Origin of the sequence: Roseateles sp. DB2, from assembly GCF_051857535.1 — a bacterium.
Lineage (GTDB): Bacteria > Pseudomonadota > Gammaproteobacteria > Burkholderiales > Burkholderiaceae_C > Roseateles_B.
The window spans coordinates 405,490-421,890 of the sequence record NZ_JBPZGY010000003.1 but is presented as its reverse complement, the minus strand read 5'-3'; the positions used below and the strand labels follow the sequence as shown (position 1 = coordinate 421,890).

The window sequence follows — 16,401 nt, the reverse complement described above, 5'->3', positions numbered from 1 at the left end:
ATTGGTGCTTGAAGAAAGATCAGAGCTTGTAGTTCACGCCCAGCAGGGTCTGGCGACCGTACTTCTCCCAGCCGCGGTAGCGATCCTCGCTGCCCGAGAAGGTCTGGAAGGCCGCGTTCGTCAGGTTGTTGACCTGCAGCAGGAAGGACAGGCCCTTGTACGTGCCTTCCTGGATCTCGTAGCCCAGCTGCAGGTCCACCACCGTGTCCGCCTTGATGAAGGTCTTTTCGCTGGTGCCGCCGGGGCCGCCGATGGAGCCCAGGAAGTTGGAGCGATGACGCTGGCTGACACGCAGCGAGTAGCCATTGTTCTCGTAGTAGGCCGTCAGGTTCAGCACGCTCTTGGACAGGCCCGGCAGCGGCAGGCTCTGGTCGCCGAAGCGCGAGTCCTTGACGTTGATGGAGCTGTCGGTCAGCGACAGATTGCCCTGCACGCCAAAGCCCTTCAGCGAGGGGCTGACCATCTCCAGCGGCACAGACAGCGAGAACTCCAGGCCACGCAGCGAGCCGCCCTGGCCATTCTCCGGATGGGTGACTGTGCCAATGGTGGTGCTGGGCTTGATCGGCGTGCCATCGGGCGCGGTGCCGGTCAGCGGATAGTCCTTGAAGTCGAAGGGCGAGGTGACGTTGTAGATGTAGGACTTCAGACGCTTGTAGAAACCCGCCACGGACACATAGCCCTTGCTGCCGAAGTACTTCTCCCAGGACAGGTCCAGGTAGTCGGACTTCCAGGGATCCAGCTTGGGATTGCCGCCGCTGCCGCTGGGCGTGCCCGTGGTGCCGGCCGACAGGCCAACCTGGAAGGAGGCGTTCAGGTCATCCAGCTTGGGACGTGCGATGGACTGGCCGGCACCGAAGCGCAGCTGCTGCTGGTCCGGCAGGCTCCACGACAGGTTCAGGGTCGGCAACACATCGGTGTACTTCTTGCCGTCCTGGATGGGCACCAGCGAAGCCAGCGGCCATTGCAGCAGGGTGTTGGAGGTGGAGCTCTGGTCGGTGTTGACCACCTGCAGGCCGACATTGCCGCGCACCGGGCGACCGAACAGCTCAGTCTCCAGGTTGGCCTTGGCATAGACCGTGCTCACGTTCTCCTTGATCTGCCAGTTCTTGGTGGCACCCCAGGGATTCAGCACAGCCGGGGTGAAGGCCCCGAAGTTGTGTGCCAGCACCTTGTCGATGTCCCAGGCCAGGATGGCGGGCAGGCCCACACGGGACAGGTCGGTCGGCGACAGCAGGTCGGCGCTGGCGAAGTCAGACTTCAGGGCGTTGAAGCCCGTCTCCAGGTGCTGACGGCTCTTCTCGCGGCGCGAGTAGTTCAGGCCGAAGTCAACGCTGGTGATGACGCCGCCGTCGAAGTCACGCGAGAAGTCCAGGCGCACGGCATCCAGCTTGTCGCGGAAGCTGGGCACGTTGACATAGCCATTGCCGAAGGGGCCGCCCAGCTTGACCGTGGCGTTGCTGTCATAGGCCTTGCCGAACTTGAAAGTCGGCACCGGACCGGCGTAGTTGTAGGTGATGGTGTCGGCACCCAGCCCCGAGTTCATCTCGATCAGAGTCTCGTCGTGGTCGGCCGTGGAGTGGCTCAGGTCCAGCACCGCGGTCCACTTGTCGGACACCCACTTGTTGTTCCAGCCCACGGCACTGAGCTTGTCGTCACGCGTCAGGATGTTGTTGCGCACCACTGGCGTGGCCTGCACCGTGCCGGACAGGGCCAGGCCGTTGGTGATGGTGGTCGCGTTGAAGTTGGCACCCGACCAGTTCTCGAAGGGCACTTCCATGCCACGACGGGTCTCGTCGTAAGAGAACTTGGAATGGTAGACATCCAGGGTCGAGGTGAAACTGGTGTTCGGACGGTACTCCAGCACACCCATCACGCCATCACGCTTCTCGCGGCCGGTGTAGTTCAGGCCTTTGAAGCCCTGCGGATACAGGGCGCTGGCGTTGGCCGCACCGGCACCACTCAGGTTGCCGCCGTTCTTGACCCAGTTCCAGGTCTCGAACTGATAGCGGCTGACGGGGTGGTCGCTGTGGGCAAAGCCCAGGGCCACGCCCAGGGTCTTGTCAGCAAACTGGTCGACGTAGGAAGCGCTGACACGGTTGCCCGTCGAGGGAGCGCCGTCGGAGATGGCGCCGTTGGAGTTCTTCTCGCCGCGCACATTGAAGGCCACGGTGCGCTTGCCGAAATTCAGCGGTTTGACGGTCTGCAGGTTCACGGTGCCTGCCAGGCCCTGACCGACCAGGGAAGCATCGCCGGTCTTGTAGACAGTGACGGCGCTCATCAGCTCGGACGGGTACTGGTCGTACTCGACATAGCGGTCACCGCTGGTGCTGACCTGCTCGCGGCCGTTGAGCAAGGCGGAAGACAGATCCGGCGCCGTGCCACGAATGCTGATCTGCTGCGCCTGGCCGTTGACACGCTGGGCTGCCAGACCGGGCAGACGTGCGATGGATTCGGCGATGCTGATGTCGGGCAGCTTGCCAATGTCTTCGGCGGAGATGGACTCCACCACCGACGTGGCGTTCTTCTTCACGGAGATCGCGTCTTCGATGCCCTTGCGGATGCCAGTCACGGTGACCGTGTCCAGCTTGTTGTCACCCTGCGCCTGCTGTGCCTGGGCGCCCGCCGCCAGCATCAGCAGCGCGCAACCCGCCACGACGGGGCTCAAACGGAAAGTGTCGCGATGGACTTGCACTGTCTTCATCCTTGTCTCCTGTAGCTCTTTGAACAACTGCTGCCGCGCCCCTCAGGACGGCTGGGACTGCGGCGCCATGGAACCCTGTCACCGAAACAATTCTGTACTAAAACTAGATTCACACACAACACGAAGAAAACCCTTATCAGCGCGCGTCGATGCCAAAAAGCATCAAAATTTCCCGCAACATCAAGGGTGATTACCTAATTTTCACCACATAACAGGCCCAAATCAGGGTGACTTTGGCCACCCGCATGTAAGTCAACTACATCAATCAGGCGCAGCACTCGCTGAGAAGGGGACAGACTGCTCGATGGCCAGCGCCACGCCCCCCAGGGCGGCCAGCGTGTCAGTGATCAGTGCCGTGGGAATGCCCGCCAAGTAGGGTTGAAAGCGCCCCTTGGCCTCGAAGCGCTCCCGGAAGCGGGACTGAAAGAAGTAGTCCCCCAGGCGCGGCACGATGCCGCCCCCCACATAGACGCCGCCACGGGCGCCCAGGGTCAGCGCCACACTGCCGGCAAAGCCGCCCAGCATGGCGCAGAAGCAGTCCAGGGTGCGCTCGCACAGCGGGTCCTGGCCGGTCAGGCCGCGCTCCAGGATCAGCTCCGGCGTCAGCGCCATCACGGGCGGCTGGCCGGCCAGCACGACAGACACAGCCTCATGCAGGGTGGGCAGACCTATGCCCGAGAGCAGGCGCTCGGCCGAGACATGCGCATGCCGTCCCCGCACATGCGCCAGCAGCGCACTTTCGAAGTCATCGGCCGGCGCCAGGGTGGCATGCCCACCCTCCCCCGGCAGGGCCTGCCAACCCTGAGGCGTCTGCACCACCGCCGCCACGCCCAGCCCGGTGCCCGGGCCAATCACAGCCAGGCAGCCGGAGGCCGTGGGCGCCCCCCCGCCCCAGGCGCGCAACTGCTGCGCACGCAGGCGTGGCAGTGACAGCGCCAGGGCCTCGAAGTCATTCAGCACCCGCAGACCGCGCAACTGCAACGCTGCCTGCAGCTGTTGCCGGGAAAAGCGCCAGCGGCTGTTGGTGAGCACCACCTCGTCACCCGCAACAGCCGTCGCCACCGCCACAGCCGCGTAGCGAGGCGCCGGACAGCGGCGGCCTTGGGCTTGCTGCTCTAGGTCCAGATCCTGCAAGTAGCGCCGCGCCGCCTCCTCCAGACCGGGGAAGTCCTGGACGGCATAGCTGCGCAGCGAGCCCACCGGCGCGCCAGGCCCGTCCACCCAGCCGAAGCGGGCATTGCTGCCGCCGACATCCGCCAGCAGCCAGGGGTAATGATCCAGGGCGCCGCTCATGCAGCCCCCCAGCACCGTCGCAGGCACACAGTGCCCCGCGTGATCTGGGGCACCGGCACCGGCAGGCCCCAAACCGGCGGCCGCATCAACTTGTCTTGCATGGATATCTTTCGTGTCTTGGCAGGCCGGTGAACGACCTGCTGTGCACATGTAGTTTTACAAGCGCATCACATGCAGCGAAAGGTAGCAAAACTACATGTCGCTGACAAGCTATCGCTAGTCCCGCCTTGGTACCCAAGGGCCTGCAGGCGCGCTGCAGACCCTGTGTTGATGAAGAAATCTCAGGCAAGTGCCTGATCTTTCAAGGTTTCGTTCCACAATATGGCAAGCAACCCGCCCATCAAGGGCGATACAGCCGCAAGCAGCGGGCTTGCCCTGGGCATGTACCGATGCCCTCACCCTGTAGTTGCGTTACACCCTGAACCACCCCATGAGTTCCTACGACAGCCCCCGACTGATCGCCGACATCGGCGGCACCTACGCGCGTTTCGCCCTGGAGAGCAGTCCGGGTGAGTTCAGCCACAGCGCCTCGCTGCGCTGCGCGGACTACGCCGATTTCCACGCCGCCGTCTCCGCCTATCTGGACGGGCTGGGCGGGGCTCATATCGAGCACGCGGCCATTGCCATCGCCAACCCGGTGGAGGGTGACCAGGTCCGCATGACCAACTACCACTGGCAGTTCTCCATCGAGGAGATGCGCCAGCGCCTAGGGCTGGACACCCTGGTAGTGGTGAATGACTTCACCGCCCTGGCCATGGCCATTCCGCGACTGGGCCCCGGCGAACTGCACCAGATCGGTGGTGGTGAAGCCCGTCGCCAGAGCGTGGTGGGGGTGCTGGGCTCGGGTTCGGGCCTGGGCGTGTCCGGCCTGATCCCGGCGGGCGATGCCTGGATCTCCCTGGGTTCTGAGGGCGGGCACACCAGCTTCTCACCGCGCGATGAGCGCGAGCTGGCCATCCTGCGCTTTGCCTGGCGGCAGTTCGACCACGTCTCCTTCGAGCGTCTGGTCTCCGGCCCCGGCCTCGAACTGATCTACCGCGCCCTGGCCGACCGCGCTGGCGAGGCCGCCAAGCCCCTGAGCGCCCCTGACATCACCCAGGCCGCCCTGGACAGCCGGGATGCCGTCTGCGCCGAAGCCCTGGAGGTGTTCTGTGCCTTGCTGGGCACGGCAGCCGCCAATCTGGCGGTCACGCTGGGGGCTCTGGGCGGCATCTATATCGGCGGCGGCATCGTGCCGCGCCTGGGCGAGTACTTCGCCCGTTCCCCCTTCCGCAGCCGCTTCGAGGACAAGGGGCGCTTCAGCAGCTATGTGGCAGGCATTCCCACCTACGTGATCACGGCAGAGAACGCCACCTTCAAGGGCGCCTCGGCCATCCTGGAATCCCAGCTGAAGAGCCTGCAAGGCAGTGCTGGTGCCGCCATCCTGGGACAGATCAGGCGCGCACGCAGTGAGTTGTCACCGGCCGAACTGCGCGTGGCCGAGCATGTGCTGGCCCACCCGCGGGACGTGCTGAACGCGCCCATTGCCGACATCGCCCGCGCCGCCCAGGTCAGCCAGCCCACCGTGATCCGCTTCTGCCGTTCCCTGGGTTGCGAGGGTCTGTCGGACTTCAAGCTGCGCCTGGCCTCCGGCCTCACCGGCACCGTGCCGGTGACCCACACCCAGGTGAACATGGATGACTCCATGGTGGAACTGGGCGCCAAGGTGCTGGGCAACACGGCCTCGGCCATCCTGCAGGTTCGCAGCCAGCTCAACCGCGAGATGATTGACCGCGCCATCCAGTTGCTGCTGCAGGCCGGCCGGATCGAGTTCTATGCCGCCGGCCACTACGGCGTGGTGGCACAGGACGCGCAGTTCAAGTTCCTGCGCTTCGGCGTGTCCTGTGCCGCCTATACCGACCCAAGACTGCAGCAACTGGCCGCCGACGTCCTGCGTCCGAACGACGTGGCCGTGGTCATCAGCAGTTCGGGCCGCCTGCCCCAGCTTCTGGATGTGGTGGAACGAGCCCATGCACGCGGCGCCACGGTGATTGCCATCACGGCAAGCCAGTCACCGCTGGCACGCAAAGCCGATGCCGCGCTGATCATCGACCACGTCGAGGACGTCAGCACCCACCTGCCCATGGTGAGCCGCATCCTGCACCTGCTGGTGATCGACATCCTGGCGGTCGGCGTTGCCCTGCGGCGCAACCCCGAAGCCATGCAGTTGATGGACGACGATGACAAGGCCGCCCTCGAACTGCAGCGCGATGCCGGCGCACGCCGGGCCGCACCCGGCGTAGGCGTGGCGGCGCCCCTGGCCAAGCTGACCTCGCACACGCGCTGAGGCCGCCACCGCCTCGTCTGCCGGGCTTCGCACCCACACAGTGAGGTGGCTCGTGGCGGCAGCCGAGGGGCAGAGGCAGCGCTCAGCGGCAGGCGATCAGCGGCTCTTGGTGCCCGTCAGGCCGTTGATCCACGGACCGAGGGTCGCCTCGGCAGACGCCTGCAGACGCGCATCAGCCGGCAGACCGGCGGGATCCAGCACTGCGCAGCTCTGCTTCTTGTCCTTGCTCTCATACAAGAAGGTGATGCGGTGGGGCCCGCGCGAAGAAGTCCAGACAGCCGGCGCCTCGCCAGCCGGCTGGCACAGGGCCACGCCAGAAACGCCCGGCAGCATCCAGCGGAAGGCCCAGGGCAGCAGGCCTTTGATGTCGGTCACCAGGCCGCGCAACTGCGCCTCGGCCCGACCGACCTGCTCGGGCGTCACGGTGCCCACCTTGGGCACGATCTCCAGGTTCAGGCGCAGACCCATGCTGCCCTTGGGCTGGTTGGTCATGAGCTTGGCCGTCGCGGACTGCTCGGGCGCCAGCGGCGGCAGGCTCAGCGTGCCATCCTCGGCCATGCCCACGGGCATTTCCTCCTCGTTGGCCAGTTCCACCACCAGCTTCGTGCCTGGCGCGGGCAGCTTCTGCTTGCTCGCATGGGCCTTGAAATCCAGCCGGATCAACTCGCTGGCATGCTTGCGCGCCACGCCATCGATCATGTAGATGAATCTGGCGGGGATGATGGCCGGATCTGGCGCACGCTTGCCCTGCACGGCCACGGGCGCCAACACCAGTTCGGGCGTCGCAGACGCGGCCGCGGCGGGCGGCGCCGCGCTGGACTCGGTCGCCAGCGCCTTCATGGTCATTGCAGCCAGCAGCAGGCCGGTCAGGCCTAGGCGCACACCCTGACGCGCCCCCAGACGCACATCCACACCCGCGCCTTGGCGCGAAATCCGCAGCACACCGGCAGCACGGCATCCGCCGCAGCCCATTTTTTTATTGCTCATTGATCGCTCCTCGGCCCCGGCCCATGCCAGGCTCCCCGTGTTACGGGCCGCAGTGTAGACAAGGCCCTGGCCCGCCAGGGAGCCGGGGCGACCTGCTGCAGCGACGGGGGATTCAAGTGCGGATCGGCACGATGAGAGGCAGTCCCGTCAACAGGGTCAGGTCTTGCCTGTCGACGCAGGATGGGAGCGGTCGGTCCCCCACGCGCCCGCCAGCAGCGCAGCCAGGCGCTCGCGTGCCGCGCCCTGGGGCCGCCCACTACCGGCCAGCAGCTCAAGCTGACGCCGGCAGAGCCAGCGGTACAGCTGCAGGGCCTCCTCCCCCCGCGCCGCCATCACCCCCAGGTGGGCGGCCAGGACCTGTGAATCGCCCCGAGCGACAGGCCCGGCGACGGCACCGGGCAGGCCTCGCTGCGCGGCCGCATCCAGGGCGCCGCGGGCCAGAGGCAGCAGGGCAGCCAGGGCCTCCGCAGGCCCCAGGCCTAGGTCCTCAAACAGGCCGCTGGCCTCGCTGAGCACAGCCAGCAAGCCGCTCGCCGCGATGTTGGCGGCAGCGTGGTAGGCCGCTCGCTGCCCACCAGAGATCGCCAGCGGCTGCAGACCCAATCGAGCAGCCAGGCGCAGCAACTGTGTTCGCAGGTCCTGGTCCGGCGCCTCGATGGCCACCAGCGAGCCCGCCAGCCGCTCGCGGGCAGACTGGGGATCGGAAAAGATCTGCAGTGGATGAAAGCCCCCCACCATGGCGCCGGCCTGCCGCGCTGCGGACAAAGCCTCCAGCCCGGTGGCGCCGCTGCAATGCACGGCAGCCTGCCCGGCACGCCAGGGCAGGCTGGCGGTCAGCGTGGCGATGGCGTCGTCCGGCGTGCTGATGAAAACCAGATCTGCCTGGGCCACGCACTGCGCGGGCGTCAGGGCATGGCTGCCGGGCAGTTGGGCCGCCAGGCGACGCGCCGAATCTGGATCCCGGCTCGCCACGGCCACGATGGACTCACCCTGTTCAGCCAGGGCAGGCGCCAGGCACTGGGCCAGGCGGCCCGCACCGATGAAGGCAATGCGTGAAGTCATGCCCGCAGTCTAGAGGCTGGCCAGCAAGGCCCCCGACGCCGCCGAGCCCACCCCTCGGGGGCAGACGGCGGCGTGGTGCCGCGCTCAGAAGGCAGCGATGCCAGTCTGCGCGCGGCCCAGGATCAGGGCGTGGATGTCGTGGGTGCCCTCGTAGGTGTTGACCACCTCGAGGTTCACCAGATGGCGGGCAATGCCGAATTCATCGGAGATGCCATTACCGCCCAGCATGTCGCGCGCCGTGCGGGCGATGTCCAGGCTCTTGCCGCAGCTGTTGCGCTTCATGATGGAGGTGATCTCCACCGCCGCCGTACCTTCATCCTTCATCCGGCCCAGGCGCAGGCAGCCCTGCAGCGCGAGGGTGATCTCGGTCTGCATGTCGGCCAGCTTCTTCTGGACCAGCTGGTTGGCGGCCAGGGGCTTGCCGAACTGCTTGCGGTCCAGGGTGTACTGGCGCGCGGTGTGCCAGCAGAACTCGGCCGCGCCCAGGGCGCCCCAGGCGATACCGTAGCGGGCGCTGTTGAGGCAGGTGAAGGGGCCCTTCAGGCCGCGCACCTCGGGGAAGGCGTTCTCTTCCGGGCAGAAGACCTCGTCCATCACGATCTCGCCGGTGATGGAGGCCCGCAGGCCGACCTTGCCGTGGATGGCCGGCGCCGTCAGGCCCTTCCAGCCCTTTTCCAGCACGAAGCCACGGATGGCGCCTTCATCGTCCTTGGCCCAGACCACGAAGACATCGGCGATGGGGCTGTTGGTGATCCACATCTTCGAGCCCGTGAGGCTGTAGCCGCCGGGCACCTTCCTGGCGCGGGTGATCATGGAGCCGGGGTCGGAGCCATGGTTGGGTTCGGTCAGGCCGAAGCAGCCGATCCATTCGCCGGTGGCCAGCTTGGGCAGGTACTTCTGCTTGGTGGCTTCATTGCCGAACTCATGGATGGGCACCATCACCAGCGAGCTCTGCACGCTCATCATGGAGCGGTAGCCGGAGTCCACGCGCTCCACCTCGCGCGCCACCAGGCCGTAGCAGACGTAGTTGAGGCCGGCGCCGCCATAGGTCTCGGGGATGGTGGGGCCCAGCAGGCCCAGGGCGCCCATCTCGCGGAAGATGGCCGGGTCCGTCTGCTCATGGCGGAAGGCCTCCAGCACGCGGGGCATCAGCTGGTCGGAGCAGTAGTCGCGGGCGGCGTCGCGCACGGCGCGCTCGTCGGCCGTCAGCTGCTGGTCCAGCAGCAGGGGGTCGTCCCAGTGGAAGCTTGCCTTGGTGGCCATGGAGATCTCCTGTCTTGTCCTGTCTCGGTCTCGGGTGGCCTCATGGAGGCCACGCCGTGCTGGTCGGCAAGTATTCCGTGTGAGACGATTCGTGTCCAATACTCAGTAGCCATTCAACGATAGGCAATGAATATGGCAACCACGACAGCCGCCGCCGCTCTCTCCCGTGTGGAACTGCGCCATCTGCGCTATTTCCTGGCCCTGGCCGAGGAGCTGCATTTCGGGCGGGCGGCGCAGCGCCTGGCCATGTCGCAGCCGCCGCTGTCAGTGGCGCTGCAGCAGCTGGAGTCGGCCGTGGGCGCGCGCCTGCTGGACCGGGACAGCAAGGGCGTGCGCCTCACCCCCGCCGGCGAGGCCTTCCGCGCCAGCGCGCAGGCCCTGCTGGGCCGCTTTGAGGAAGCCTGCGCCCAGGCCCGCGAAGTGCAGGCCGGCGAGGTGGGCCGCCTGCGCCTGGGCTTTGTGGGCTCCACGGTCTTTCATGGCCTGCCCGACTGGCTGGCCGCCTTCCAGGCCTCCCATCCGCGGGTGGAGGTCGTGGTGATCGAGCTGAATTCCCAGGACCAGATCCAGGCCTTGCTGCAGGAGGAGCTGGACCTCGCCCTGCTCCATACCGACCGCCTGCCCCCTGCCCTCGCCTGCGAGCCGCTGTACGACGAACCCTTCCTCGCCTGCCTGCCCGCCTCGCACACCGCCGCGGGCAAGCGGCGCGTGGCGCTGGCGTCCTTGAGCGACCAGCCCTTCATCCTCTTCTCGCGCCGCGGCTCGCCGGACTACCACGCCCGCATCGTCGAGATGTGCCGCCAGCAGGGCTTCTACCCCCGGCTGCAGCACGAGGGGCGGCACTGGCTGTCGGTGGTGTCCCTGGTGGCGCGCGGGCTGGGCGTGTCCATCGTGCCGGCCGCCTTCCGCGATGCCGGCATCCAGGGCGCGGTGTTCAAGCCGCTGGCAGAGACCATGGAGCGCAGCCGGGTCTTTGCGGCCTGGCGGCTGGATGCGGCACCGGCGCTGAGGGAGGCCTTCCTGGGCGCCCGGCTGGGCCATCGAGGCGCCTGACAGGCAGGCGGCGCGCGGCCAGGACTGCACGAGGGCAGCGCAGACTCAGCCCTGCTGCGGCCTCAGCCACAGCAGCAGCTGCTGGTACACCGAGGCATCAGCCAGCAGGTCCAGGTGGTTGATGCCATAGCCGATCCACTGCCGCTCTGGCGGGAAGTCCAGCCTGCGCTGCGGGTCCTTGTGCAGGCCCAGCGCGCTGTCCAGCGGGACCAGGCCATCGCCCAGGACGCGGTCCTTCAGGTCACCCCGGCGCTGTCCGATGCTGCCGGCGACGGTGTAGCAGCGCAGTTGCGCAGGCAGCGGCAGATGGCGGGTGACGGCCGGCGCGTGGCTGAAGCGATCGCGCCCCTGCCAGTCCTCTTCCAGCAGGCTGGCGTGGCGCAGATCGGTGATGCCTTCGCTGCGCATCTGTCCCAGCTTGGCAAAGGGCGAGGCGTAGGGCGTCTGGCCCAGCAGCAGCTCGAACCAGTGCCCCAGGCGCTCCAGCGGCGCGCCATGGTGCGGCGTGCCCAGGAACACCAGGTCGCCGACGCGCCCAGGCCACTGGTGGCCCGCGGCGGCGGCATAGTGCAGGGCGCTGCGGGCCACCAGGCCGCCCATGCTGTGACCGAGCAGGGTCAGGCTTCTCACCTCGCGGGGCCATTGCGCGACCAGGCTCTCCAGCAGGGAGGCCAGGCCCTGGCCGTTGCGGGCGATGTGCAGCCCGGTGTTGTAGCGAAGGTAGAGCGGCGTGAACCCCAGATCCTGGGCCAGCGACGCCCCATGGTCGTGCCCCGCGCGCAGCCATTGCAGGTCGTTCATGCACAGGCCGTGGAGCATCAGCAGCAGGCGGTCACCGGCTTCTGGAAGGGCCGAGGCCAGCGCCGCCTTCTCCAGGACCAGGGCCGCGCCGCCGTGCCGCACCTGCATGGGCGTGGCCAGGCCGTTGTGTGTGCGCTCCAGGTGGTCGCCCAGCACGCCATTGAGGGCTGCGAGCAGGGCCTCCCCCTGCGGCAGGCGCTCGCCGGGGGCCAATGCAGGCTCCAGCCAGGACAGCAGATCATCGGCCCGCGCCCCGACCAGCTGGGTCACACCGCGTATCGATCGATAGACGAGGCCCGTCAGCCCCCCTGTGCGCCCCGGCCCGTCCGGCCCTGCCCGGGTCGGGCCGCTCAGGACGCGCGCGTGCACCGCCTCGACGAGATCGGCCAGCCCCAGCGTGGCCGTGGTGGTCAATTTCACGAGACCGCGGACCGGATGCCGGGAGCGCGGAGCTTCATCTGCCATTCACGCCGTCCCGTCTGATGGTGTGGGCGCATTCTGCCTCAGGCCGTGGTCAGGACCGTTACAGTGGGCCAAGCCCGCCGCCACAGTCCATCGCCGATGAGCCGGCTGCGGGGCCTTCTTGCCTGGGAGTGGCCATGTCCGGATCCCGTCGACCCCACAGCCGCAGCGATCTCGCCCGCATTGCAGGCGCCGTGATGGTGGAGCGCGGCCTCCAGCCCGACTTTCCCCCTGCGGTCGAGGAGCAGCTGCGGCAACTCAGCGCCCCGGATGTCGACGAGGACCCAGGCATCCTCGACCTCCGCGCGCTGTGCTGGTGTTCCATCGACAACGACGACTCCCGCGACCTGGACCAGCTCACCGTCAGCGAGGTCCTGCCAGACGGTGCCGTGTGCCTGCGCGTGGCCGTGGCGGATGTCGACGCCCTGGTGCCCAGGGACTCACCGATCGATCGCCATGCCTGGATCAACACCACCAGTGTCTACACCTCGGCCCGGCTGTTCCCCATGCTGCCGGAGCGCCTGTCGACGGACCTGAGCTCGCTCAACCCCGGACAGGACCGGCTGGCCCTGGTCACGGAAATGCAGGTCTCGCCGCAAGCCGAGGTGACCGAGGCCCGGGTCTACCGGGCGCGGGTTCACAACAAGGCCCAGCTGGCCTATGACGCGACCTCGGACTGGCTGGTCGGCGAAGCCGCCCTGCCCACGGCCGCGGCCCGGGTGCCCGGCCTGGAGCAGCAGTTGCGCATCCAGGACGAGGTGGCCCAGCGGCTGCGCGCCCGTCGGCATGCACAGGGTTCGCTGGAGCTGGAGACCTTCGAGCCCCGCGCGCTGTTCGACCAGGAGCGCGTCGTGGACATCCGCGAGCAGGTGCACAACCGGGCCCGCCAACTGATCGAGGAGCTGATGATTGCCACCAATGAGTGCATCGCCCGCTTCCTGATCAGCACCGGCGAGGCCTCCCTGCGCCGCGTCGTCCGGTCACCGGACCGCTGGATGCGCATCGTCGAGCTCGCCCGCCGCTATGGCACGCAACTGCCGCAGACGCCCTCCTCCCAGGCCCTGGGCGCCTTTCTCGCGCAGCGCCATCTGGCGGATCCCTTGCGCTTCCCCGATCTTTCCCTGGTCATCGTGAAGCTGATGGGGCCGGGCGAGTACGTGGTGGAGCGTGCGGGACAGACGCCCACCGGCCACTTCGGCCTGGCCGTGCAGGACTACATGCATTCCACGGCGCCCAACCGCCGCTACCCGGACCTCATCACCCAGCGCATGGTCAAGGCCCATCTCGCCGGCCAGCCCCAGCCCTACACGCTGGACGAGCTGCAGGCCCTGGCCGTGCACTGCACCGCGCAGGAAGACGCCGTGCGCAAGGTGGAGCGCCGCATGCGCAAGTCCGAGGCGGCGCTCGTCCTGGAGTCCCGCAAGGGGCAGCGCTTTGATGCCATCGTCACCGGCTGCACGGACAGCGGCACCTGGGTCCGCATCTTCAGTCCACCCGTCGAGGGGCGTCTGGTGGCCGGCACCGAAGGGCTGGAGGTGGGGCTCCGGCTGCGCGTGAAGCTGATCTTCACGGATGTGGAGAAGGGGTATGTCGACTTTGTGCGGGTGGGGTGAGGTGGGAGGGGGGTGGCTATCGACCCATAGCTGTCATCGGTCTGATCGGATTGAGCGACCGAAAGCTGACGCTCGTACCGTCGAGTCGGCGAGGCGGTGTCCGGCGGCCTCAACGGGCCGCGACGACTCCTTAGTGCCGGTTACCATCGCTCGCAAACAAATCTCAGGGAAGTCGCGATGGAAGGATTAGGTTTTGTTCGAGGCGACCACCTCTCGATTGCCGACGGCTGCTTTCTCCCCTACGCCGATCTTTTGGGACTGGTTCAAGCGCGGCTTCACGAGTTGGTCTTCAGGCATCCCGAGCTGAAGAACTATGTTCCGAACATGATGGATGTCGACGTATTCGTCACTTGGGACGGCGACAAGTTCATGCTCTTAATTTCCCCGGAAAAGCGTGGGCATCTTCCGGCCAGAGGCATGGAAACGAAACACCTGCCGAAGCTTCGCGAGCAAGGCAGAGATATCCTTGGCTCGTTGAATGAATTCGCGGACATCAGTGAGATGCGGACAACGAAGGAGATGTTTCAGGCGATGCACTTCACTGAGGGCTTTGGCGCGGCTGGCATCTTCCCTGCGGGTACGTACGATGACAGCTCGAAGGCAATGAAGGAGGCTGCTGGCCTCGCCGTTGCCCAACTCATGATTGCCTGGGCGCAGAAGCGGAGACACGCCATGGAGAACTCGCGGATTTTCTTGAGCCACAAGGGAGCGAACAAGCCCCTCATCGACAAGGTCGATCAGGCGCTCAGGCTGTTGGGTCTCAAGACTTGGTTTGACCGCGATGATCTCGCTGCGGGCGACCCGCTGGTACGGGGCGTCGACAACGCCTTCGTAGAATGCTCTGCAGCGGTATTCTTCCTGTCAGGTCAGTTTGCTGATGCAGGGGTCATTCAACGTGAAATCGACCGCGCGATCCACGAGCAGGCGATGCGTGCCGACGGGTTCAGGGTCATTCCCATCGTGCTGGCCCAACACGGCGGCTCCGACGATAGAGTTCCCGCCCCATTGAAAACGCTTGTCTGGAAGACCGTCGACGACATCGACATCGTGCCGACGATTTTGAAGGCGCTGCCAGAATCCGTGAAAGCACAGATCAAGTACACGCCGCACAAATGACGAAGGGGCCATCGGGCCTCATGACACTTTCGGCCAGACGTGCAAGCCTGGATGGCACGAGGCGCGTAGCCCGAAAGCTGTCATCTGCGACCATCCGCAGATGGCCGGAATCCGCCACCCGCCCCCCCTCACCCCACCACCGCCGTCACCTCAATCTCCACCTTCGCCCGATCCTCCATCAGCGCCGCCACCTGCACCGCGCTCATGGCCACGCCGTACTCGCGGCCCAGGACCTCACGGTAGACCTGGCCCACCTCGCGGCCGCGGGCCAGGTACTCGCGCTTGTCCAGCACGTACCAGGTCATGCGGCAGATGTGCTCGGGCCCGGCGCCGCCCTCGGCGAGCACGGCCTTGATGTTCTGCAGGGCCTGGCGGACCTGGTCGACGAAGTCGTCGCTCTCGAACTGGCACTGCGCGTTCCAACCGATCTGGCCGGCCACGAAGATCTGGCGGCCGCTGGCGGCCACGCCGTTGGCATAGCCCTTGGGCGCGGCCCAGCCGGCGGGTTGGAGAAGGGTCTTGGGGCTTGTGCTCATGGGGTGCTTTCCTGCAGGCCACCCCTGCCGCTCAGGGCAAGCAGGGCGCTGCGAACGTCATCGGGCAGAGGCTGGGCACGGTGCGTCTCCAGGGAGGTGCAGACCAGCGACTGGCGGAACCAGGCCCGGCGTCCGTCCGGGCCTTCGTAGTGATGGAAGAGGCGCAGGGAGCTGCGCCCGAGGTGCTCGAGGGCCACGCGCTGGCGCAGTACGTCGCCCATGCGGCTGATGCGCTCGAAGCCGCTGTCCAGCTGCACCGTGGGCAGGCCCACGCGGCGCACGCCCAGCAGCTGGTCGAAGGGGATGCGAAGGCCCAGGGTGAAGAAGTCCTCCACCACGGCATTGAGCATCTCGTAGTAGCGCGGGTAGAACACGATGCCGGCCGGGTCGCAATGCCCGAAGCGCACACGCTCCTCGCGCTCGAAGATGAATCGGGGGGCCGGTGTCCTGCTGATGTCCGTCTCGCTCATGCCTCGCTCCTCAGACACCCAGGTAGCGCTGCCACAGGGCCGGATCGGCCTCCAGCGCCGCGGAGTCGCCGTTCCACACGAGACGGCCGCGTTCCATGATGTGGTGGGCATCGCCCAGGCGCAGCAGGCGCTGCACGTACTTGTCCACCACCAGAATGGTCTGGCCCTGCGCGCGCAGCTCATGGAGCACGCGCCAGATCTCCTCGCGCACCAGAGGCGCCAGGCCCTCGGTGGCCTCGTCCAGGATCAGCAACTGGGGGTTGGTCATCAGCGCACGGGCGATGGCCAGGAGCTGCTGCTCGCCGCCCGAGAGCTGCGCGCCGCCGTGATGGCGCCGCTCGGCCAGGCGCGGAAAGGCCTCGTAGATACGGGCCAGGGTCCAGGGCTGCTGCAGGCCGCGGCGGTTGGCGGCGAAGGCGACCAGGTTCTCCTCGACACTCAGATTGGGAAAGATCTGCCGCCCCTCGGGCACCAGGGCCAGGCCTTGCCGGGCGATGCGCTCGGGCGCCCAGCCGGTGACGTCCTCGCCACACAGACGAATGCGCCCGGCGCTGGGCTTGAGCCAGCCCATCAGGCACTTGATCAGACTGCTCTTGCCCATGCCGTTGCGGCCCAGCAGGGAGCGGACCTCGCCCTGGCGCACTTCCAGGTCCACGCCGAAGAGCACCGGGCTGCGGCCATAGGCGGCTTCGAGGCCGCGGACTTCCAGCACCAGCTC

13 protein-coding genes are annotated in these 16,401 nt (G+C 67.2%); 4 read left to right on the top strand and 9 right to left on the bottom strand.

Going from position 1 to position 16,401, the window contains the following annotated elements:
• Positions 1 to 19: 19 nt before the first annotated feature.
• A complete protein-coding gene (locus ACS5PK_RS06925; RefSeq protein ID WP_439439497.1) occupies positions 20 to 2,701 on the bottom strand; it encodes a TonB-dependent receptor in 2,682 nt (893 codons plus the stop codon).
• A 261-nt stretch (positions 2,702 to 2,962) separates the two neighbouring features.
• Positions 2,963 to 3,994: a glucokinase gene (gene glk, locus ACS5PK_RS06920; protein ID WP_439439496.1), complete on the bottom strand. Its 1,032-nt coding sequence runs from the start codon at positions 3,992 to 3,994 to the stop codon at positions 2,963 to 2,965.
• Positions 3,995 to 4,424: 430 nt separating this feature from the next.
• Here glk and ACS5PK_RS06915 point away from each other — a divergent pair, with 430 nt between their 5' ends.
• Positions 4,425 to 6,320, top strand: coding sequence for a glucokinase (locus ACS5PK_RS06915; protein WP_439439495.1), 1,896 nt, complete (start codon positions 4,425 to 4,427; stop codon positions 6,318 to 6,320).
• A gap of 96 nt (positions 6,321 to 6,416) precedes the next feature.
• On the opposite strand, the gene ACS5PK_RS06910 is transcribed toward ACS5PK_RS06915, so the two are convergent.
• From ACS5PK_RS06910 to ACS5PK_RS06900, 3 genes are all read right to left on the bottom strand, one after another.
• The gene (locus ACS5PK_RS06910) at positions 6,417 to 7,307 is read right to left on the bottom strand and encodes a hypothetical protein (protein ID WP_439439494.1); all 891 of its coding nucleotides are present in this window, start codon (positions 7,305 to 7,307) and stop codon (positions 6,417 to 6,419) included.
• Between the two features lie 156 nt (positions 7,308 to 7,463).
• On the bottom strand, positions 7,464 to 8,369 hold the full coding sequence (locus ACS5PK_RS06905) for a Rossmann-like and DUF2520 domain-containing protein (protein ID WP_439439493.1): 906 nt from the start codon (positions 8,367 to 8,369) through the stop codon (positions 7,464 to 7,466).
• Between the two features lie 84 nt (positions 8,370 to 8,453).
• Positions 8,454 to 9,632, bottom strand: coding sequence for an acyl-CoA dehydrogenase (locus ACS5PK_RS06900; RefSeq protein ID WP_439439492.1), 1,179 nt, complete (start codon positions 9,630 to 9,632; stop codon positions 8,454 to 8,456).
• Positions 9,633 to 9,758: 126 nt separating this feature from the next.
• Here ACS5PK_RS06900 and ACS5PK_RS06895 point away from each other — a divergent pair, with 126 nt between their 5' ends.
• Positions 9,759 to 10,685, top strand: coding sequence for a LysR family transcriptional regulator (locus ACS5PK_RS06895; RefSeq protein ID WP_439439491.1), 927 nt, complete (start codon positions 9,759 to 9,761; stop codon positions 10,683 to 10,685).
• A 45-nt stretch (positions 10,686 to 10,730) separates the two neighbouring features.
• Here the strand turns inward: ACS5PK_RS06895 and ACS5PK_RS06890 are convergent, their stop codons facing one another.
• Positions 10,731 to 11,906: an esterase/lipase family protein gene (locus ACS5PK_RS06890; RefSeq protein ID WP_439439490.1), complete on the bottom strand. Its 1,176-nt coding sequence runs from the start codon at positions 11,904 to 11,906 to the stop codon at positions 10,731 to 10,733.
• Positions 11,907 to 12,085: 179 nt separating this feature from the next.
• Here ACS5PK_RS06890 and ACS5PK_RS06885 point away from each other — a divergent pair, with 179 nt between their 5' ends.
• Together ACS5PK_RS06885 and ACS5PK_RS06880 are read left to right on the top strand one after the other, a co-directional pair.
• A complete protein-coding gene (locus ACS5PK_RS06885) occupies positions 12,086 to 13,561 on the top strand; it encodes an RNB domain-containing ribonuclease (protein ID WP_439439489.1) in 1,476 nt (491 codons plus the stop codon).
• Between the two features lie 177 nt (positions 13,562 to 13,738).
• Positions 13,739 to 14,677 carry a toll/interleukin-1 receptor domain-containing protein gene (locus ACS5PK_RS06880; protein WP_439439488.1) on the top strand — a complete coding sequence of 313 codons (939 nt, stop codon included), beginning with the start codon at positions 13,739 to 13,741 and terminating at the stop codon, positions 14,675 to 14,677.
• A 128-nt stretch (positions 14,678 to 14,805) separates the two neighbouring features.
• Here the strand turns inward: ACS5PK_RS06880 and ACS5PK_RS06875 are convergent, their stop codons facing one another.
• The 3 genes from ACS5PK_RS06875 to ACS5PK_RS06865 are packed head-to-tail and all read right to left on the bottom strand — an operon-like array spanning position 14,806 to position 16,395.
• Positions 14,806 to 15,213: a RidA family protein gene (locus ACS5PK_RS06875; protein WP_439439487.1), complete on the bottom strand. Its 408-nt coding sequence runs from the start codon at positions 15,211 to 15,213 to the stop codon at positions 14,806 to 14,808.
• Positions 15,210 to 15,683 carry an acyl-CoA thioesterase gene (locus tag ACS5PK_RS06870; RefSeq protein WP_439439486.1) on the bottom strand — a complete coding sequence of 158 codons (474 nt, stop codon included), beginning with the start codon at positions 15,681 to 15,683 and terminating at the stop codon, positions 15,210 to 15,212. Before ACS5PK_RS06870 ends, ACS5PK_RS06875 begins: the two co-directional genes overlap by 4 nt.
• Positions 15,684 to 15,693: 10 nt before the next feature.
• Positions 15,694 to 16,395 (bottom strand): ABC transporter ATP-binding protein, encoded by a 702-nt coding sequence (locus ACS5PK_RS06865; RefSeq protein WP_439439598.1) that lies wholly within the window; start codon positions 16,393 to 16,395, stop codon positions 15,694 to 15,696.
• Positions 16,396 to 16,401: the final 6 nt, after the last annotated feature.